This is a genomic window from Streptomyces sp. NPDC001985 (assembly GCF_040296845.1).
Classification (GTDB): domain Bacteria; phylum Actinomycetota; class Actinomycetes; order Streptomycetales; family Streptomycetaceae; genus Streptomyces.
The window spans coordinates 1-19,529 of the sequence record NZ_JBEOYB010000005.1 but is presented as its reverse complement, the minus strand read 5'-3'; the positions used below and the strand labels follow the sequence as shown (position 1 = coordinate 19,529).

General features: G+C 72.0%; 20 protein-coding genes. 7 read left to right on the top strand and 13 right to left on the bottom strand.

Annotation, left to right across the window (positions count from 1 at the left end):
• Positions 1-29: 29 nt before the first annotated feature.
• Positions 30-614, top strand: coding sequence for a DUF4396 domain-containing protein (locus tag ABT122_RS03230; protein WP_351544497.1), 585 nt, complete (start codon positions 30-32; stop codon positions 612-614).
• 67 nt (positions 615-681) lie between these two features.
• Here ABT122_RS03230 and ABT122_RS03225 read toward each other — a convergent pair whose 3' ends face one another.
• A complete protein-coding gene (locus tag ABT122_RS03225; RefSeq protein ID WP_351544494.1) occupies positions 682-1,314 on the bottom strand; it encodes a sulfite oxidase-like oxidoreductase in 633 nt (210 codons plus the stop codon).
• Positions 1,315-1,471: 157 nt separating this feature from the next.
• Here ABT122_RS03225 and bfr point away from each other — a divergent pair, with 157 nt between their 5' ends.
• The gene (bfr, locus tag ABT122_RS03220; protein ID WP_351544491.1) at positions 1,472-1,951 is read left to right on the top strand and encodes a bacterioferritin; all 480 of its coding nucleotides are present in this window, start codon (positions 1,472-1,474) and stop codon (positions 1,949-1,951) included.
• A 47-nt stretch (positions 1,952-1,998) separates the two neighbouring features.
• Here bfr and ABT122_RS03215 read toward each other — a convergent pair whose 3' ends face one another.
• Both ABT122_RS03215 and ABT122_RS03210 read right to left on the bottom strand, forming a co-directional pair.
• Positions 1,999-2,253, bottom strand: coding sequence for a (2Fe-2S)-binding protein (locus ABT122_RS03215; protein WP_351544489.1), 255 nt, complete (start codon positions 2,251-2,253; stop codon positions 1,999-2,001).
• 181 nt (positions 2,254-2,434) lie between these two features.
• A complete protein-coding gene (locus ABT122_RS03210) occupies positions 2,435-3,781 on the bottom strand; it encodes a class II 3-deoxy-7-phosphoheptulonate synthase (RefSeq protein WP_351544826.1) in 1,347 nt (448 codons plus the stop codon).
• 126 nt (positions 3,782-3,907) lie between these two features.
• Here ABT122_RS03210 and ABT122_RS03205 point away from each other — a divergent pair, with 126 nt between their 5' ends.
• Together ABT122_RS03205 and ABT122_RS03200 are read left to right on the top strand one after the other, a co-directional pair.
• Positions 3,908-3,979: a trp operon leader peptide gene (locus ABT122_RS03205; RefSeq protein WP_351544823.1), complete on the top strand. Its 72-nt coding sequence runs from the start codon at positions 3,908-3,910 to the stop codon at positions 3,977-3,979.
• Between the two features lie 124 nt (positions 3,980-4,103).
• The gene (locus tag ABT122_RS03200; RefSeq protein WP_351544486.1) at positions 4,104-6,140 is read left to right on the top strand and encodes an anthranilate synthase family protein; all 2,037 of its coding nucleotides are present in this window, start codon (positions 4,104-4,106) and stop codon (positions 6,138-6,140) included.
• 432 nt (positions 6,141-6,572) lie between these two features.
• Here ABT122_RS03200 and ABT122_RS03195 read toward each other — a convergent pair whose 3' ends face one another.
• From ABT122_RS03195 to ABT122_RS03180, 4 genes are all read right to left on the bottom strand, one after another.
• Complete coding sequence (locus ABT122_RS03195; protein ID WP_351544483.1) at positions 6,573-7,601, bottom strand: 6-phosphofructokinase; 1,029 nt, start codon at positions 7,599-7,601, stop codon at positions 6,573-6,575.
• 214 nt (positions 7,602-7,815) lie between these two features.
• A complete protein-coding gene (locus ABT122_RS03190) occupies positions 7,816-8,469 on the bottom strand; it encodes a response regulator (protein ID WP_451068230.1) in 654 nt (217 codons plus the stop codon).
• Positions 8,470-8,570: 101 nt separating this feature from the next.
• Complete coding sequence (macS, locus tag ABT122_RS03185; protein WP_502976090.1) at positions 8,571-9,809, bottom strand: MacS family sensor histidine kinase; 1,239 nt, start codon at positions 9,807-9,809, stop codon at positions 8,571-8,573.
• A 66-nt stretch (positions 9,810-9,875) separates the two neighbouring features.
• Complete coding sequence (locus tag ABT122_RS03180; RefSeq protein ID WP_351544818.1) at positions 9,876-10,712, bottom strand: lysophospholipid acyltransferase family protein; 837 nt, start codon at positions 10,710-10,712, stop codon at positions 9,876-9,878.
• A gap of 232 nt (positions 10,713-10,944) precedes the next feature.
• Between ABT122_RS03180 and ABT122_RS03175 the strand changes: the two genes are divergently transcribed.
• Positions 10,945-11,724, top strand: a complete 780-nt coding sequence (locus ABT122_RS03175) for an alpha/beta hydrolase (RefSeq protein ID WP_351544477.1) — start codon at positions 10,945-10,947, stop codon at positions 11,722-11,724.
• Positions 11,717-12,301: a hypothetical protein gene (locus tag ABT122_RS03170; RefSeq protein WP_351544474.1), complete on the top strand. Its 585-nt coding sequence runs from the start codon at positions 11,717-11,719 to the stop codon at positions 12,299-12,301. Before ABT122_RS03175 ends, ABT122_RS03170 begins: the two co-directional genes overlap by 8 nt.
• Before the next feature lie 7 nt (positions 12,302-12,308).
• Here ABT122_RS03170 and ABT122_RS03165 read toward each other — a convergent pair whose 3' ends face one another.
• From ABT122_RS03165 to ABT122_RS03140, 6 genes are all read right to left on the bottom strand, one after another.
• The gene (locus ABT122_RS03165; protein WP_351544471.1) at positions 12,309-13,049 is read right to left on the bottom strand and encodes an endonuclease/exonuclease/phosphatase family protein; all 741 of its coding nucleotides are present in this window, start codon (positions 13,047-13,049) and stop codon (positions 12,309-12,311) included.
• Between the two features lie 168 nt (positions 13,050-13,217).
• Positions 13,218-14,159, bottom strand: coding sequence for an ROK family glucokinase (locus ABT122_RS03160; RefSeq protein WP_351544468.1), 942 nt, complete (start codon positions 14,157-14,159; stop codon positions 13,218-13,220).
• Between the two features lie 58 nt (positions 14,160-14,217).
• Positions 14,218-14,700, bottom strand: a complete 483-nt coding sequence (locus tag ABT122_RS03155) for a DUF5304 domain-containing protein (protein ID WP_351544465.1) — start codon at positions 14,698-14,700, stop codon at positions 14,218-14,220.
• A gap of 85 nt (positions 14,701-14,785) precedes the next feature.
• Positions 14,786-15,946, bottom strand: a complete 1,161-nt coding sequence (locus tag ABT122_RS03150) for an ArsA family ATPase (protein WP_351544462.1) — start codon at positions 15,944-15,946, stop codon at positions 14,786-14,788.
• The gene (locus ABT122_RS03145) at positions 15,946-16,395 is read right to left on the bottom strand and encodes an SRPBCC family protein (RefSeq protein ID WP_351544459.1); all 450 of its coding nucleotides are present in this window, start codon (positions 16,393-16,395) and stop codon (positions 15,946-15,948) included. The genes ABT122_RS03150 and ABT122_RS03145 overlap by 1 nt, the downstream gene beginning before the upstream one ends.
• A 131-nt stretch (positions 16,396-16,526) precedes the next feature.
• The gene (locus ABT122_RS03140) at positions 16,527-17,282 is read right to left on the bottom strand and encodes a metallophosphoesterase family protein (RefSeq protein WP_351544815.1); all 756 of its coding nucleotides are present in this window, start codon (positions 17,280-17,282) and stop codon (positions 16,527-16,529) included.
• Positions 17,283-17,586: 304 nt separating this feature from the next.
• On the opposite strand from ABT122_RS03140, the gene ABT122_RS03135 reads away from it, so the two are divergent.
• Positions 17,587-19,383 carry an AMP-dependent synthetase/ligase gene (locus ABT122_RS03135; RefSeq protein WP_351544456.1) on the top strand — a complete coding sequence of 599 codons (1,797 nt, stop codon included), beginning with the start codon at positions 17,587-17,589 and terminating at the stop codon, positions 19,381-19,383.
• Positions 19,384-19,529 lie beyond the last annotated feature (146 nt).

Here is a 19,529-nt window from a genome sequence, read left to right as displayed (position 1 = left end):
ACCCGCACACCTGACCCTGGGGACCCCTCATGGACCACGGAGCCCACTCCCGCCCCACGGACCACGGGCACGACGGCCACGACCGGCACAACGGCCGCGACGGCCGCGACGGCCACCGTCGGCCCGAGGGCCCCGGACAGCGGGCGGACCACGCGCGGCATCAGCACCCGGGGAACGGCGGAGCCAGTTGGGGCATGGCCGTCCGGGCGACCCTGCACTGCCTCGTCGGCTGCGCCATCGGCGAGGTTCTCGGCATGGCGATCGGCACCGCGCTCGGCTGGCACAACGTGCCCACGATGGCCCTGGCGATCTTCCTCGCCTTTGTCTTCGGCTACTCGTTCACCATGGTCACCATCCTGCGGGCGGGCATCGGCTTCCGGACCGCCGTGAAGATCGCACTCGCCGCCGACACCCTCTCCATCACCGTCATGGAGATCACCGACAACAGCGTGCTCGCCCTCTGGCCGGGCGCGCTGCACGCGGAGCTGTCGGACGCCCTGTTCTGGTACGCCCTGGCCATCGCCTTCGCGGTCGCCTTCGTCATCACCACTCCGGTGAACAAGTGGCTGATCGGCCGGGGCAGGGGGCACGCGGTGATGCACCGGTTCCACTGACCCTCCACCGGCCCGGCGGCGCGCCGCTCCGGCTCCGCCGGCCCCGCCGTGAGCCCGGGACGCCGGGCTACAGCTCCGGGCCGTCCCCCGGCTCCTCCTGGTACGAGTAGCGCTGCTCCCGCCAGGGGTCCCCCAGATTGTGGTAGCCGCGCTCCTCCCAGAAACCCCGGCGGTCCGCCGTCATGTATTCCACACCCCGGACCCATTTGGGCCCTTTCCAGGCATAGAGCTGGGGCACGACAAGGCGCAGCGGAAAACCGTGTTCGGCGGTGAGCAGTTCACCGTCCTTATGCGTGGCGAAAATCGCCCGCTCGGCGGTGAAATCGGAGAGCCTCATATTGGCGCTGAACCCGTACTCGGCCCAGACCATGACATGTGTGACATGGGGTGCCGGCGGCGCCAGCTCGACGATGGCACGGGTGGACACACCACCCCATTCGGCCCCCAGCATGCTGAACTTCGTCACGCAGTGCAGATCGGCGACGACCGTCGAGAACGGAAGCGCCGAGAACTCCTCGTGATTCCAGCAGTGCTTGTCGCCGTCCGCCGTGGCACCGAAGACCCTGAACTCCCAGCGGTCGGGTTTGAACTTCGGAACGGGCCCGTAATGGGTGACCGGCCAGCCGCGCTGCAATCTCTGGCCCGGCGGAAGCGCGGACTCCTCCGGTGCGCGGTAATCCCGGTTCTCCGGCTGACCCATGCCTCAATGGTGACAGACCGGGAGGGGTGGTCATGACCAGGTCTGAGCCGATTCGGGCAACTACTACTAAGGAGGCACTTACTGGACGGCTCCCGATGGCGATGCGAGGATGCGCGGACCTGCCCCCGAGGCCATACGCGTGGAAGGAGCACCCGCGATGCAGGGCGACCCCGAGGTCATCGAGTTTCTGAATGAGCAGCTGACCGGCGAGCTGACCGCTATCAACCAGTACTGGCTCCATTACCGTATCCAGGAGAACAAGGGCTGGACGAAGCTGGCCGCATACACACGTGCCGAGTCCATTGACGAGATGAAGCACGCGGATGTCCTGACGGAACGCATTCTCTTCCTGGACGGGCTGCCGAACTACCAGCGGCTGTTCCATGTGCGGGTCGGCCAGACGGTCACCGAGATGTTCCAGGCCGACCGGCAGGTCGAGGTGGAGGCGATCGACCGCCTCAAGCGCGGGATCGATGTGATGCGGGCCAAGGGCGATGTCACATCGGCCAATATCTTCGAGTCGATCCTGGAGGACGAGGAGCACCACATCGACTATCTCGACACCCAGCTGGAGCTGATCGAGTCCCTCGGCGAGCCCCTCTATCTGGCACAGCAGATCGAGCAGCCGAGCAGCTGAGCCCGCCGGGCCCACCCGCACACGGCGCGCCGCCGCCTTGAGACGACCTAGGCGGCCTCGTCCAGCGCGACGGCGTCCGCGACACCGGACGCCAGCGCGGGGCGGCCCCGGTCGAGAAGCTCACGCCGGGGACACGCACCCCGGCCGAGAATGGACTGAATCCTGCGCACACACGATCCGCAGTCCGTGCCCGCCTTGGAGGCGGAGGCGATCTGGCGGGGCGTGCACGCACCGGCGTCCGCGTGCTCCTTCACCTGCTGCTCGGTGATACCGAAGCAAGAGCAGACGTACACGCGGTTCACCTCCCGGGGGACTGTCGGTCGCGCCCCCGCCGATCTTCGGTGAGGCTAACCTAACCTTACCCGTCCCGGTGGCGGCGTAAAAGCAGTCGGACGCACGGTGGGGCGCGGATCACATGAATCCGCGCCCCACTGCCGCTCTCCGGAAGATCAACCGGCCCGTCGGTTCAACGGGCCGGCCGGATCACTGGTCGCGGTACATCTCGGCGACCAGGAACGCCAGGTCCAGCGACTGGCTCCGGTTCAGCCGGGGGTCGCAGGCCGTCTCGTAGCGCTGGTGGAGATCGTCGACGAAGATCTCATCGCCGCCGCCCACGCACTCCGTGACATCGTCGCCGGTCAGCTCGACATGGATGCCGCCCGGGTGGGTGCCGAGGGCCTTGTGGACCTCGAAGAAGCCCTTGACCTCGTCGAGCACGTCGTCGAAGCGGCGGGTCTTGTGGCCGGAGGCCGCCTCGAAGGTGTTGCCGTGCATCGGGTCGGTGACCCAGGCCACGGCCGCGCCGGAGGCGGTGACCTTCTCGACCAGCTCGGGGAGCTTGTCGCGGACCTTGTCGGCGCCCATGCGGACGACGAAGGTCAGCCGGCCCGGCTCGCGCTCGGGGTCGAGCCGGTCGATGTAGGTCAGCGCCTCGTCGACGGTGCTCGTCGGGCCGAGCTTGATCCCGATCGGGTTGCGAATCCTCGACGCGAACTCGATGTGCGCGCCGTCCAGCTGCCGGGTGCGCTCACCGATCCAGACCATGTGGCCCGAGACGTCGTAGAGCTGTCCGGTGCGGGAGTCGGTGCGGGTGAGCGCCGACTCGTAGTCCAGCAGCAGCGCCTCGTGGGAGGCGTAGAACTCGACCGTGCGGAACTCCGCCGGGTCGGTGCCGCACGCCTCCATGAAGTTCAGCGCGTTGTCGATCTCGCGCGCGAGCTGCTCGTACCGCTGGCCGGAGGGCGAGGACTTCACGAAGTCCTGGTTCCAGGCGTGCACCTGGCGCAGATCGGCGTAGCCGCCGGTGGTGAAGGCGCGGACCAGGTTGAGCGTCGCCGCGGAGGCGTTGTACATCCGCTTCAGCCGCTGCGGGTCCGGAATCCGGGCCGCCTCGGTGAACTCGAATCCATTGACGGAGTCGCCCCGGTACGTGGGGAGGGTCACACCGTCACGGGTCTCGGTGGGCTTGGAGCGGGGCTTGGAGTACTGACCGGCGATCCGGCCGACCTTGACCACCGGCACCGATGCCGCGTAGGTGAGGACCGCGCCCATCTGGAGCAGGGTCTTGAGCTTCGCCCGGATGTCCTCGGCGCCCACGGCCTCGAAGGACTCGGCGCAGTCGCCGCCCTGGAGCAGGAACGCCTCGCCCCTGGCGACGGCTCCCAGACGGGCGCGCAGCTGGTCGCACTCGCCCGCGAAGACGAGTGGCGGATAGCTTTCGAGCTCGGCGATCACATCGCGCAGAGCCTCGGCATCCGGGTACTCGGGCTGCTGCGCCGCGGGCAGGTCTCGCCAGGTGTTGCCACCAGCGGGGGTGGTCTTAGCGTTCACGGTCACACCGCCCACAGTACGTGGTCACACCGTGCACACCTCAAGCCGCCCAGTAAATGAGACACCCATTCCACCGTCCTGTGACTCCGCCCACGGTCCGCACCGGGCTGGGGTAGGGTTCCCGGCATGTTCGCGCACCGAGACCAGACGCTTCCGAACCGGAACTGGTGGTGGACCGCTCATCCGGCGGCCCACTGACTGCGCGTACCCGATCCGTACCGCGAAGGCCGCCCGAGGGGCGGCCTTTGGTGTATCCGCAGGGAAACCGGCCGTTCCTCCCCCGCCCCACCGCACGGTGGGACCACCGGAAGGAACACATCCGATGCCGCTTCACCCCGACACCTCCCCCGCTCCCGGAGCGGTCCTCGCCCGGCTGCTCGCCGGCGATGGCCCCTTCGCCCTGCTGCGCCGGCGCACCCCCGGCCACGACGAGGACACCGTGGAGGTGCTCACCGGCCCGGTCGTGGAGTGCGCGACGCTCGCCGAGATCCCGGCCGGCCGGACTCCGGCGCTGGCCCTGATCCCCTTCCGCCAGATCAGGGAGCGCGGTTTCGACGTCCGCGACGACGGCACCCCGCTGAGCGTGCTGCTCGCCGAGGAGTCGGCGGCCCTGCCTCTCGCGGGGACGGTGGCCGCGCTGCCCGCCCATGCCGTACGGGTCGAGGGCGGGGCGTTCGACGTGGGGGACGAGGAGTACGCGGAGACCGTCCGCCGGGTCGTCACGGAGGAGATCGGCCGGGGCGAGGGCGCGAACTTCGTCATCCGGCGGACCTTCACCGGCACGATCCCCGGTTTCGGGCGGGCCGACGCGCTGGCCCTGTTCCGGCGGCTGCTGACCGGTGAGCGCGGCGCGTACTGGACCTTTGTCGTCCACACCGGGGAGCGCACCCTGGTGGGCGCCAGCCCCGAGGCGCATGTCCGGATGAGCGGCGGGACGGTCGTGATGAATCCGATCAGCGGCACCTTCCGCTATCCGCCCGGGGGCCCGAGCACCGAGGCGCTGCTGCGTTTCCTCGACGACCCCAAGGAGCGGGACGAGCTCTCCATGGTCGTGGACGAGGAGCTGAAGATGATGTGCACGGTCGGCGACATGGGCGGGGTGGTGGTCGGGCCCCGGCTCAAGGAGATGGCGCATCTCGCGCACACCGAGTACGAGCTGCGCGGCCGGTCCTCGCTCGATGTGCGGGAGGTGCTGCGGGAGACGATGTTCGCGGCGACCGTCACCGGCTCCCCGGTGCAGAACGCGTGCCGGGTCATCGAGCGCCACGAGACGGGCGGGCGCGGCTACTACGCGGGGGCGCTGGCCCTGATCGGCCGGGACGCGGGCGGCGGGCAGACCCTGGACTCCCCCATTCTGATCCGCACCGCCGACATCGACGCCGGGGGCGGGCTGAAGGTGCCGGTGGGCGCCACGCTGGTGCGCCACTCGGACCCGGCGGGCGAGGTCGCCGAGACCCATGCGAAGGCGGCGGGGGTGCTGGCGGCGCTGGGCGTGCGCCCGGGGGCGGCGCGCGGGTCCGGGGGGTACGCGGGTCTGGCGGCCGACCCCCGGGTGCGGGCTGCGCTGGACGGGCGCCGGGCCTCGCTCGCGCCGTTCTGGCTGCGGATGCGGGAGGGCGGCGGCGAGACCCGGGGGCAGGTGCTGGTGATCGACGCCGAGGACACCTTCACCTCGATGCTGGCGCATCTGCTGCGGTCGGCGGGGCCCTCGGTGTCGGTGCGGCGGTTCGACGAGCCGGGCCTGCGGGAGGCGGCGCTGGCACACCCGGGTCCCGTGGTGCTCGGCCCGGGACCGGGCGATCCGGCGGACGGGGCGGACGCCCGGATGCGGGCGCTGCGAGCGCTCACGGCGGAGCTGCTGGCCGGTCACCGGCACGGAGTGCTGGGGGTGTGTCTGGGGCATGAGCTGATCGCCGCCGGGCTGGGGCTGGACGTGGTGCGGAAGAAGATCCCGTACCAGGGGACGCAGGAGCGGATCGACTTCTTCGGGCGGACGGAGACGGTGGGCTTCTACAACAGCTTCACCGCGCGCTGCGGCGCGGAGGAGGCGGCGGATCTGGCGGCCCGGGGAGTGGAGACGGCGCGCGATCCGGCGAGCGGGGAGGTGCACGCGCTGCGGGCGGCGGGCTTCGCCTCGGTGCAGTTCCACCCGGAGTCGGTGCTGACGCTGGACGGCCCCCGGGTGGTGGCGGAGCTGCTGGCGGGGCTGCCAGGAGCCGCGGCTGTGCCCGCTGCGCCCGCTGTGCCCGCGCTGTCCGCTGTGCCTGCCGCGGCGGCGGAGGGCGCGCCGGCCGCTGGGGCAGCGGGAGCCCCCGGGGCCGTGGGGGGCGAGCGGCCGGGCCGCGTGCCGCGGCCGTGACCGGGCGGTGGGTGCGCCCGGGGGCCGGGCCCCGGGTGGCCCGCACGGTGCGGGCCCCCCGTGGCGCGGGGTCCGTCCCCGGCCCCGGGGGGGCTGAACCGCCCGCCTCGCCGGGGCACCACCGGCGCGGGCGCGCCCGCGCCCGGCCGACCGGGCGGGGTCCGGATACGGGTGTCCGGACCCGGTCCGGGCGGCTCCGCCGGGTCGGGTCCGGGCGGCTCCACCGGGTCCGGTGCGGTCCGGTCTGGTCCAGTCCGGTGCGGTCTGGCAGGTCCGGCGCGGTCCGGTCTGGTCCAGTCGGGGCCCGTGCAGTCCAGTCAGGTCCAGTCGGGGCCGGTCCGGTCCAGTCGGGGCCGGTGCGGTCCGGTCGGGTCCGGTCGGCTCCGCCGGGTCCGGGCCGGTCCAGTCGGGGCCGGTCCGGTCCGGTGGCCGTCAGCCGAAGAACACCCCGGCCTCCGCGTACAGCCGGGGGTCCACCGTCTTGAGCCTGGCGGTGGCGTCGGCGATCGGGACCCGCACGATGTCCGTGCCCTGGAGGGCGACCATCTTGCCGAAGTCGCCGTCCCTGACCGCGTCGATGGCGTGCAGCCCGAAGCGCGTGGCCAGCCAGCGGTCGAAGGCACTCGGGGTGCCGCCGCGCTGGACATGGCCGAGCACCGTGGTCCTGGCCTCCTTGCCGGTGCGCCGCTCGATCTCCTTCGCCAGCCACTCGCCCACGCCGGAGAGCCGTACATGGCCGAAGGAGTCGAGGGTTCCGTCCTTGAGCACGGCGTCGCCGTCCTGCGGCATCGCTCCCTCCGCGACCACGACGATCGGCGCGTACGTCGCCCGGAACCGGGAGGTCACCCAGGCGCAGACCTGGTCGAGATCGAAGCGCTGCTCGGGGATGAGGATGACATTGGCGCCGCCGGCGAGCCCCGAGTGGAGGGCGATCCAGCCCGCGTGGCGGCCCATCACCTCCACGACCAGGACCCGCATATGGGACTCGGCAGTGGTGTGCAGCCGGTCGATGGCCTCGGTGGCGATCGAGACGGCGGTGTCGAAGCCGAAGGTGTAGTCGGTGGCGGACAGGTCGTTGTCGATGGTCTTGGGGACGCCGACACAGCTGACGCCGTACTCGTCGTGGAGCCGGGCGGCGACCCCGAGGGTGTCCTCGCCGCCGATCGCGATCAGCGCGTCGACCTCCGCCTTGGCGAGGTTGTCCTTGATGCGGCGGATGCCGTTCTCCGCCTTGAGGGGGTTGGTGCGCGAAGACCCGAGAATGGTGCCGCCGCGGGGCAGAATGCCGCGTACAGCCGGAATGTCGAGCGGAATCGTGTCGGCTTCGAGGGGGCCGCGCCATCCGTCGCGGTAGCCGATGAACTCGTACCCGTACTCCTGAACACCCTTGCGGACGGCTCCGCGGATGACAGCGTTGAGACCGGGGCAGTCGCCGCCTCCGGTCAGTACTCCGACGCGCATGGATACTCCCTTCGCCTGAGTGAGCCCTGTGGAGCGCCACGCTAATGGTGATCCACGTCACTCCGGGATGGGAGGGAAGGTCAATTTCTGTCCGGGACGCGGTGTTTGCGGCCTCGGAGCCGCCCCGGACCAGTCCTGGAGCGGTTCCGGGCGCCGCCGGGAATTCAGCAGAACGGGGGACGACACGAGACGCCCTCTACACCCGAAGGAGTGATCAGGCGTCGATGTCGTCCAGTCCGCGCTCAATCGCATAGCGCACCAATTCCACGCGGTTGTGGAGCTGGAGCTTGCCCAGGGTGTTCTGTACATGGTTCTGCACGGTGCGGTGGGAGATCACCAGCCGCTCGGCGATCTGTTTGTACGAGAGCCCCTTGGCCACCAGCCGCAGCACCTCGGTCTCCCGGTCGGTCAGCCGAGGGGCGTTGGGCTCACCGGCCCCGGGGGACGGAGCGGGCTCGGACGCCAGTCTGCGGTACTCGCCGAGGACGAGGCCGGCCAGGCCCGGGGTGAAGACCGCGTCCCCGACCGCGGTGCGGCGCACGGCGTCGACCAGTTCCTCCGTACTCGCGGACTTGAGGAGATAGCCGGTGGCACCCGACTTCACTGCCTCCAGCACATCCGCGTGCTCACCGCTCGCGGAGAGCACCAGCACCCTCAGCCCGGGCAGCGAGCCGACCAGTTCCTTGCAGACCCGCACTCCGGGCAGCTCGGGGAGGTTGAGATCGAGGACGAGGACCTCCGGGACGGCGGCCTGGGCGCGGCGCACCGCCTGCCGGCCGTCGCCCGCCGTCGCCACCACGTCGAAACCGGCGGCGGCGAGGTCGCGGGCGACCGCGTCCCGCCACATCGGGTGGTCGTCGACGACCATCACCCTCACCGGCCGCCGGTCCGCCCGGCCCTCCCGGCCCTCCCGGTCCGCCGGGCCCGTCCGCTCCATCCGGTCCGTCATCTTCCGTCCGCCTTCCCCCGTCAAACCTGTGCTGTCCCTGATTCCTGTGATCCCCGCGCCCGGTGTGCCGCACCCGGTGTCCGGGGCACCTTCAGCTCGACCTCCGTGCCCTGGCCCGGCACCGAGATCAGCTCGGCGGTGCCGCCCAGATCCCGCAGCCGGCCCCGGATCGAGAGCGCGACCCCGAGCCGCCCCTCGCCCTCCGCCTGGGCGAGCCGGCCCTCGGGGATGCCGGGCCCGTCGTCCCGGACCGTGACGATCACCTCGTCCGGCCAGTCCTCGACCAGAATCCAGGCGCGGGCGCCCTCCCCCGCGTGCCGTCCCACATTGTCCAGGGCGGCACCGACAGCGGCGGCCAGTTCGCGTGCCGCGGCGGACGGCAGGGTGACCGGAGCGCCGGGCTCCGAGAAGGTGACAGCGGGGCCCGCGTACGGGGCGAGCAGCGACCTCAGATCGCGGTCGCCGTCCCCGCCGTCCCCGCCGTCCCCGCCGTCCCCGCTCCCGGCGGGGTCCGCCGGGACAGCCCGTGCCGGGGTGTCGCCCGGAACGCGGGTGGCGGGCACCAGACCGCTGGAGACCAGGGTGCGCAGGGCGATCTCCTGCTCCCCCGCCATCCGCCCCAGCTCGGCCGCCTCGCCGCCGATCGCGGTGCCGCGCCGCTGCACCATCGCCAGCACCTGGAGAACGCTGTCGTGGATGTCGCGGGCGAGCCGCTCCCGCTCCCGGGTGGCGGCCTCGATCTCCAGGGCCCGGGCGAGGGTGCGCTCGGAGGCGCGGGCGACCTCGACCACATAGCCGATCGCGATGGAGGCGACCCAGACCAGCAGCACATTGTGGAAGGTGTCCCGGCTGGGCTCACCGCGCTCGACGATATTGGCGACGGCGACAAAGGAGGAGGCGAAGCCCGCCCAGCGCCAGCCGCCCTTGAGCGCGAACGCGAGCACGGAGCCGGCGGTCCATATCGACGGCAGCGTCGGCCCGTCGACCTGCTGCGCGTGGGTGTCGGCGAGCGGGGTGAGGAGAATGCCGGTGAGCGCGATGGTCAGATCGGCGCCGAGGAACCGCTTGGTGCACCGGTCGGCGCTGAACACCCTGGGCAGGGTGGCCAGCGTCCATACGACCATCACCGCGAGAAATCCGGCGGCGACCCAGGGGCGCTCGAACCTCTCCCGTTCGAAGACGAAGAGCAGTACCGCGTACCCCATGGTCAGGACGCGATAGCCGGTCAGGGCGCGCCACAGCGGCAGCTCCACCGACATCCGTACGACCCGCTCGCGCTTGGCCGGATTCCCCACGTCTTCCCCCCAGGAACGAACGCGTCTCGGCTAGGCGGCCGGGCGGTTCGTCGACTCCGTGCCGTCCGCCGCTCCGCCGTCCTCGGCGCCGGCGTCCTGCTCAGCCCGCGCCTCGGCCTTCTCCGCCTCGGCCTTCTCCGCCTCGGCTCTCTCCGCCTCGGCCTTCTCGGCCTTCGCGGCGGCCTTCGCCGCCTTCTCCTCCTCGGCCAGCTGGCGCTTGGCGACCGTGGCGTAGATGTCCACGTACTCCTGGCCGGAGAGCTTCATGATCTCGTACATGACCTCGTCGGTCACCGAGCGGAGGATGTACCGGTCCTCCTCCATGCCGTGGTAACGGCTGAAGTCGAGCGGCTTGCCGATCCGGATGCCCGGCCGCATCAGCTTGGGGATGACCTTGCCGGGGGGCTGGATCTTCTCGGTGTCGATCATGGCGATCGGGATGACCGGGGCTCCGGTGGCCAGCGCGACCCGGGCGAGCCCGCCGGGCTTGCCCCGGTAGAGGCGGCCGTCCGGGGAGCGGGTGCCCTCCGGGTAGATGCCGAAGAGGCCGCCGCCCCGCACGACCTCGATCCCCGCCTTGATCGCCGCCTCGGCCGCGCCGCGCGCGCCCGAGCGGTCCACGGGGAGCTGCCCCACGCCCTTGAAGAAGGCGGCGGTGAGCCTGCCCTTGACCCCGGGCGAGGTGAAGTACTCCGCCTTGGCGACGAAGGTGACCTTCCGGTCGAGCACCGCGGGGAGGAAGAAGGAGTCGGAGAACGAGAGGTGGTTGCTCGCGAGGATCGCCGGCCCGTCGACGGGAACGTTCTCCAGACCCTCCACCCAGGGCCTGAAGGCAAGCTTGAGCGAGCCTCCCAGGGAGAACTTCATTGCGCCGTAGATCAACTCGAATGCCTCCTATTGCTGTCGAACAGACCTTAACCCGAGGTGACCGGGTATCTCCGCGCCGGAGGGCCAGTGGATCTGGTCGGTGTCAGTCCGGTCGCGTACGGTGAATACACCCTCGGAGCTGTGCGACCCCGCCACAGAAACGCCCGCCACGGACACCCCCGACACGGCAGTCCACGCCGCGGGCGTCCCAGCCACAGAACAGGAGACCCCGGTGCCGGTCCTTCCCGGAGCCGAGCCGTTCCGCCACGAGGGCGGAGAGGTCGGCGTCCTTCTCTGTCACGGATTCACCGGATCTCCTCAGTCGCTGCGCCCCTGGGCCGACTATCTGGCCGAGCGCGGGCTGACCGTCTCGCTGCCGCTGCTCCCCGGGCACGGCACCCGCTGGCAGGACCTGCGGATCACCGGCTGGCAGGACTGGTACGCGGAGGTGGACCGGGAGCTGCGGGAGCTGAGCGCGCGGTGCTCCCAGGTCTTCGTCCTCGGGCTCTCCATGGGAGGCGCGCTGACCCTGCGGCTGGCCGCGAGACACGGGGACGCGGTGCGCGGGATCGTGGTGGTGAACCCGGCCAACAAGGTGCACGGGATCACCGCGGCGGCGCTGCCGGTGCTGCGGCACTTCGTCCGCTCCACCGCGGGGGTGGCCGACGACATCGCCAAGCCGGGCGCCCACGAGGTGGGATACGACCGGGTGCCGCTGCACGCGGCGAACTCCCTGCGGGATTTCCTGCGCGTGGTCGACCGCGAGCTGCCCCGGGTGACCCAGCCGATGCTGCTGCTGCACAGTCCGCGCGACCATGTGGTGCCGCCGGTGGACTCGGCGCGCATCCTCGGCCGGGTCTCCTCCACGGATGTCCGGGAGGTCCTCCTGGAACACAGCTACCACGTCGCGACGTTGGACCTCGATGCGGAGCGGATTTTCGAGGAGAGTCACGCGTTCATCGGCCGGTTCGCTCCAAGTGTCGGGACGAAGGGGAGCACCGCCGGTGGCTGAGCAGCATGACGCGGACCGTGAGCCGCAGCCCATTGACGAAGAGGCCGCCTGGGCCGCGATCGTCGCGGGGTACGGCGAGGAGCCGGCGGACCCGCCGGGGGCCAAGCCGTTCAAGTCCGTGGAGGACCTCGCCAAGCTCGAAGGCGGGGTCGAGATCAACGAGACCCCGAGAGCGAGAGCCGAGCCCCCGGAGCCGGAGCCGGAGTCCGACGAGGACCGTCCGGCGCTCGGCAGCTCGATCACCTTCGCCCCCGGGGTGGGCGGCGCCGGCCCGCGTGACTACCAGGTCGCCGCGCCCAAGGACGACGACCTGGACGAGAGCGACGAGGGCCACTTCGTCCCGCCGGAGCCGCCCCCGCTGCCCGAGGCGGATGTGACGGCGAAGTTCGCCTGGCTGGCGGTGATCGGCGGGCCGGTGCTGATGCTGATCGCGGTGCTCTTCCGCTGGGAGATGACCTGGTGGCTGACGACGCTCTGCATCGGCGGCTTCCTGGGCGGGTTCGCCACGCTGGTGGCGCGGATGTCCAGCGGGGACGACGAGGAGAACGACGACCCGGGGCGGGGAGCCGTGGTGTGAGGCTCCGCTAGGGGAGCACCGGGGGTACGGGGAGGCTGAGCGTGGCCAGGACCGGGAGGTGGTCGGTGGCCGCGCCGAAGTCCGCCGGGGTGATGCCGGGGAGGTCGTCCGGGACGCCGCAGCCCAGGACGCGCAGGCCCCGGCCGGCGAAGACGGCGTCGATCCGGCGGGTCGGGGCGGTGGACGGATAGGTGTGCTCGCCGCCTCGCGGGGCGACGGCCCAGCAGTCCTGCAACTCCGCGGAGATCCGGCGGAAGGCGGGGCCGGTGGGGGGTTCGTTGAGGTCTCCGGCGGCGATGGTGTGCGGGACATCCATGGCGGCGAGGTGGTCGAGGAGCAGGCCGGCCTGGGTGTGGCGCTCGTCGCGGCGCAGGCTGAGATGACAGCTCAGCAGGCCGACGCGGGCGCCGCCGATCCGTACGACGGCGGTGGCGAAGCCGCGGCGGTGCAGGCCCGGGGTGAGCGGCAGCAGGATGTCCTCGGTGCGCTCGACGCCGACGCGCGGGGAGCAGAGCAGGAGGGGGCCGGCGGCGGGGGCGCCACCGCCGAGGACGAGGAGGCCGGTGGCGGCGGCGAGGCGGGCGGCGTGGTGGCGCCAGCGGAAGAAGCGGGGGGCTTCCTGGAGGAAGAGGAGGTCGGGGGTGGAGGTGCGGATGATGTGGGTGAGGGTGGGGAAGTCGTCGCGGAGCGAGCGGATGTTGTAGCTGAGGACGCGGAGGTCCTCGCCGCCGGGGCGTGCGGTACCCATGCCCTCAGCCTATGCGCGCGGCGCCCGCCACCGCTCAAGGACGCCCCCGCACCGCGCGACCCCACCGTCGGGGGCCGGCCCCCGAACCCCCGTGCCTCAAACGCCGGCGAGGCTGGGAGCGCGCACATCAAACGGGCGGACGGGGCACAACCCCCTCGCGCAAGCGGGCTACCCCTGGCGAGCCAGGTCCGCCGCGCCCACGAGGCCCGCCTTGTTGCCGAGTTGGGCGGCGAGGACCTGGGCGTGGGGGCGCCATTGGGAGCCGATGAGCCAGCGGCGGAACGACTTCCGGATCGGCGCCAGAACCAGCTCCCCCTCGTCGGAGACCCCCCCTCCGACAATGAACGCCGAGGGGTCGAAGAGCGACGCCAGGTCCGCCAGCCCCGCTCCCGCCCAGCGGGCCAGCTCGCGGAAGGAGTCGACCGCCACGGGGTCCCCCTCCCGCGCCGCCGCGCTGATGTGCTTCCCCTCGATCCCCTCGACCGTGCCGTCCCCCAGGCCGAGCAGGATCTCCGCGCTCTCGGGGGTCGCGTACGCCCGCTGCCGCGCGTACCGGACCAGGGCCCGGCCGGAGGCGTACTGCTCCCAGCAGCCCTGGCTGCCGCAGCCGCACAGCAGCCCGTCCGGGACGACCCGGATGTGCCCGAACTCCGCGGCCACGCCGAAGCGCCCTCGCCGCAGCTTGTTGCCGATGATGATCCCGCCGCCGAGCCCGGTGCCGAGGGTGATGCAGATGACGTCCTCGTGCCCCTGCCCCGCGCCGAAGCGGTACTCGCCCCACGCGGCGGCGTTGGCGTCGTTCTCCACGACCACGGGCAGCCCCATCCGCTGCTCGACCTTGTCCTTCAGCGGCTCGTGCCGCCAGTCGATGTTCGGCGCGAAGAGGACCGTGGCCCGCTTGTCGTCCACATACCCGGCCGCGCCGATCCCGACGGCCTCGATCTCATGGCCCCGACCGGCCCCGCCGACCGCCGTGCAGATGGCGTCGACGATCCCTCCGGGGGTCGACGGAGTGGGCACCGTATGGGTTTCGAGGATGGTGCCCTCCTCGTCGACGACGCCCGCCGCGATCTTCGTCCCGCCGATGTCAACGCCGATGGTGAGTGCCATGGGCCAACCGTACCCGAGGGCCGTGACACCCCTGGTCGGAGCGGGTCTCCGGGGCCGCTCAGTCCAGGTCGATCTGCTCGCCCGGGCCGGGGTCCCCGTCGCGCGGACCGCGCGGACCGCTCGTGTCGCGCGGGTCGGAGGGGTCCTTCGCGGCGGGGCCCTCACCGCTGGTGGGGTTCCGGGTCCAGCGGCGCTCCTGCCCCTCGACGGCGGAGCGGTAGGCCGCGAGCAGCTCACCGCCGGCGGCGGCGAGGTGGTCGAAGACCTGGGGGTTGCGCTCGATGACCGGTTCGACGGCGGACTTCGCCTGGCTGACGAACTGCTGCACAGCGCTCTGCGCGGCGATCCCGGGCAGCGAGCCCTGGAACTCGGTGACCTTGTCGGCGACCGCGCCGAACAGCTTGCGCAGCTCCTCCGCGGCCGAGCCGGGCGGAGTGCCGTACTCGGCCCGGCGGCGGGCCTTCTCGGCGGCGAGGTCCTCGGCGCATGCCTCGGCCCAGGCATCGGCGTCGGCTTCGGGACGCTCGGTGGCATCGCTCATGACGTACTCCTGCACGGGGGGTCGGCTGTGGTCGCTCGGTACCTCCGACGGTACCCGAACGGACGCGCGCCGTTCAGCGGCCGGCTCAGGGCGTACGCGGCCACTGCGCCGGGTCGGGGGTGAAGCGGACCCTCAGGGTGCCGTCGGCGAGCGCGGCGCCGGAGACGGTGCAGCGGCGGAGCACGGACGGCAGCGGAACGATCCTGCGGAACGGGCCCACCCGGAGGAGCAGTTCATCGCCCCGGCGCACCAGACCGAGATCCTTCTTCTCCGCGCCGGGCAGCGGGAGCGCCCACACGAGGGTGCCGTCCTCCGCCCGCCGGTCCTCCACCGGCGATTCCCGCTCCCCGGGACCGGTGACGGCGGTGGCCGCGCCGATCTCCGCGAGATCCTCCGGGCCCCGAGGGTCGCGCCCCAGGTGCGGGATCTCACGGACGGCGGAGCCCCACTCCCCGTACCACTCCTGGAGGGTCTTCTCCTGCTGGGCGGCGAGCGCGGCGAGCCAGGTGTCGGCGGAGTGCCGGGGCAGGACCCGGTTGGCGAGCAGGGCGGCGGCGGGCAGCCCGTGGAGGGCGAGCCCGGTGCGGGCGGCGCGCAGGGCGCCGGCGGCGGCCGGGCCCGGCTCGGCCACCAGGTGCAGCCCGGTGTCGGGGGACTCGATCAGCGACTGGACGGCGGCCAGCTCGGTGTCCCAGCGCGCGGCGGTCTCATAGAGCCACCGCGCGGGCATCGGCACCCCGGCGAGCTGGGCGAGGACCGGACGGAGCGCGCGGGCGGCCTGCCGCTCGGGCGGCAGCAGCCGGCGCAGATAGCGGCGGAGCTGCGCGGGGAGGGCGAGCAGGGCGATGGTGTCGCGGACCGGCGGCAGATCGAGGACGGTCAGCTCCCACTCCCCCGCCGCGGCCTCCGCGAGGCCGCGCAGCAGGGCGAACTGCTCGCTGCCGGGCAGCTCGGTCAGCTCCTCCTCGGCGAGCCCGGCGGTGCCGAGGAGATCGAGTCCGGCGGCGGCGCGCTCCTGGAGGGCGAGGAATTCGGCCCGGAAGTCGGCTCCGGGGTCTATCCGGGCGGCCCAGAGCCCCTCGGCGACCTCGGCCGGGGTGCGGGTCACCGGGGTGCCGAGGACCTCCCCGGGGTCGGCGGAGAGCAGCAGCACCCGTCTCCCGGGGCCGGCGGCGGCCAGCGCGGTCGCCGCGGCGACGGTGGTCCGGCCCGCGCCGCCGAGGCCGGTGACGAGGACCCTGCGCATCAGGCGGCGGGTCCGCTCTCGACGCGCTTCTTCAGCCCGTCCAGGGCGCGGTCGATGATGACCTTCTCGGCCTTGCGCTTGATCATCCCGAGCATGGGGATCTTGACGTCGACAGTCAGCCGGTAGGTGACCTCGGTGCGGTCGCCGCCGCCGACGGGGGTGAGGGTGTACGAGCCGTCGATGGCGCGCAGCATCTGCGACTTCACCAGGGTCCAGCTGACCTGGTGGGGGCCGCTCCAGGTGTACGCGAGGGTGTGGTCGTCCTTGATCGCTCCGGCGTCCAGCACCAGCCGGACCTGCTCGGCGCGGCCCTCGCCGTCCCGCGAGATCACCTCGGCCTGCTTGACCTCGCCGGTCCACTCCGGGTAGCGGTCGAAGTCGGCGATCACTCCCATGACATCGGCCGGTGCCGCCTCGATGGTGATGCTTGAGCTGGTGTGTTCCGCCATCGCTGCGGCTCCTCAACAGTGCGGTACGGCCCTGGGGATGATTGGTGTGGTTGCAGGCTATCGCGGACCGTACCGCCCTCCGCGCACCGGTCCGAGGTCGCCGGAGCGGCGGGAGGGAGCACCGGGAGGGGTCACCAGGAGAGGGTCCAGGGGCGGCCGGTGGAGGCGAAGTGGCCGACGTTCACGCACTCGGTGGCGCCGACCCGCATCCGGGCGGCGAGCGGCTGGTGGACATGGCCGAAGAGGGCGTACCGGGGGCGGGTGCGGCGCAGCGCGTCGAGGAGGGCGGGGCTGCCGCGCTCGAAGCGGCGGGCGACGGTGTCGTAGGTCAGCTCGGGCACGTCGGGCGGGATGTGGGAGCAGAGGACATCGACCTCGCCGAGGGCCTCGACCTTGGCGGCGTACTCCTCGTCGGAGATCTCGTAGGGGGTGCGCATGGGGGTGCGCAGCCCGCCGCCGACGAAGCCGAAGACCCGGCCGCCGATCTCCGCGCGCTCGCCGTCGAGCACGGTGGTGCCCGGCCGGGCGTACTCGGGCCAGAGGGCGGGGATGTCGACATTGCCGTAGGTGGCGTACGTCGGTGCGGGAAAGGCGGCGAACAGCTCGGCGTACTGCTTGCGCACGGCGGACTCGATGGCGGTGTCGCGGTCCGTTTCCAGCCCGGCCCAGAGCCTGCGGCCCAGCTCACGCGCCTCCTCGAAGCGGCGGGCGGTGCGCAGGCTCACGATCAGATCGGCGTTCTCGGTGCCGAAGAGATCGGGGAAGATGCCGCGCGAGTGATCGGCGTAGTCGAGGAAGAGAACGAGGTCGCCGAGGCAGATCAGGGCGTCGGCGCCGTCGCCCGCGTTGGCGAGATCTCTGGCGTTGCCGTGTACATCGCTGACCACATTCACCCGGGTGCCTGGCATGGCGTGAAGCCTAGAGCGACTGCTCGGCCGCTGGACAGAGGGGTTGGGCCGGTCGTTCTTTCTGCTGGGCGGGGGTGTGGACTACCCTCGCGAAGTACTGTCATACGCGTGTGACGCAGCGAACATCTGGCCGGAACCCCCTATCCGGCAGCGGTACTGGTGGGTAACGTCCGGGCAGTCCAGTCGTGCTCACCCCAGAGATGAGCATCCGCCCGTCCATGGACCGCAACCGGTGCATCACACACAGAGCCGTGGCGCCGGCGCCCGATGAGGAGCAGCAGTCTTGCGCGAGTTCAGCCTTCCGGCCCTGTACGAGGTCCCTTCGGACGGCAATCTGACGGATCTGATCCGCCGCAACGCCGCCCAGCACCCCGATGTGGCCGTGGTGGGCAGAAAGGTCGCGGGCGTCTGGACCGATGTGACCTCCACCCAGTTCCTGGCGGAGGTGCGGGCCGCGGCGAAGGGCCTGATCGCGGCGGGGGTGGAGCCCGGCGACCGGGTGGCCCTGATGTCCCGTACCCGCTACGAGTGGGTGCTGCTGGACTTCGCGATCTGGAGCGCCGGGGCGGTGACCGTGCCGGTGTACGAGACCAGCTCCGCCGAGCAGGTCTCGTGGATTCTCTCCGACTCGGGCGCGGTCGGGGCGCTGGTGGAGAGCGCGGCGCACGCCGAGGCCGTGGAGTCGGTACGGGAGCGGCTGCCCGCGCTCCGGAACATCTGGCAGATCGAGGCGGGCGCGGTCGGGGAGCTGGTCGCATCGGGCGCGGAGATCTCCGACGCCACCGTCGACGAGCGCGGCAAGACCGCCAAGGCGGACGACCCGGCGACGATCGTCTACACCTCGGGCACCACCGGGCGCCCCAAGGGCTGTGTGCTCACCCACCGCGCCTTCTTCGCGGAGTGCGGCAACGCGGTCGAGCGGCTGAAGCCCCTCTTCCGTACCGGCGAGTGCTCGGTGCTGCTCTTCCTGCCGGCCGCGCATGTCTTCGGGCGGCTGGTGGAGGTGGCCGCGATCATGGCCCCGATCAAGCTGGGCTGTGTCGCCGACATCAGCCGTCTCACCGATGAGCTGGCCACCTTCCGGCCGACGCTGATCCTCGGTGTCCCCCGGGTCTTCGAGAAGGTCTACAACGGCGCCCGGGCCAAGGCGCAGGCGGACGGCAAGGGCAGGATCTTCGACAAGGCCGCGCAGACCGCGATCGACTACAGCCGGGGGCTGGACACCGCCCAGGGTCCGGGGCTGGGGCTGCGGATCAAGCACCGGATCTTCGACAAGCTCGTCTACAGCAAGATGCGGGCGGTGCTCGGCGGCCGGGTGGAGCACGCGATCTCCGGCGGCGCGCCGCTCGGTGAGCGGCTGGGGCACTTCTTCCGCGGGATCGGGTTCACGGTGCTGGAGGGGTACGGCCTCACCGAGTCCTGCGCCGCCACCGCGTTCAACCCGCCGGACCGGCAGAAGATCGGCACGGTCGGGCAGCCGCTGCCCGGGTCCGTGGTGCGGATCGCCGACGACGGCGAGGTGCTGCTCCACGGCGAGCACCTCTTCACGGGGTACTGGAACAACCCGGAGGCGACCGCCGAGGCGCTGGCCGACGGCTGGTTCCACACCGGGGACATCGGCACCCTGGACGAGGACGGCTATCTCGCGATCACGGGCCGCAAGAAGGAGATCCTGGTGACGGCGGGCGGCAAGAATGTCGCTCCGGCCGTGATCGAGGACCGGATTCGCGCGCACGCGCTGGTCGGCGAGTGCATGGTGGTGGGCGACGGGCGGCCCTTCGTGGGCGCGCTGATCACCCTGGACGAGGATTTCCTCGGCCGCTGGGCGGCGGAGCACGGCAGGCCCGAGGGGGCGACGGCGGCCGAGCTGCGCGGGGACCCGGAGCTGCTGGCCGAGGTGCAGCGGGCGGTGGACGACGGCAACGCGGCCGTCTCCAAGGCGGAGTCGGTGCGCAAGTTCCGGATTCTCGCCGCGCCGTTCACCGAGGAGGCCGGCCACATCACGCCGTCGCTGAAGCTGAAGCGCAATGTGGTGGCCAAGGACTTCGCCGATGAGATCGAGGCGATCTACCGGGGGTGACCACCCCCCTGACCACCCCTGATCTCTCCCGGACCTGCCCCGGCACGGCCCGGCGGGCCGGGCCGTGCCGGGGCAGGTCCGGGCCGGCGCCCGGGCAGGACTGGGAAGGACACAGAATAAAAGACAGAACCAAGTTGAATTATTAG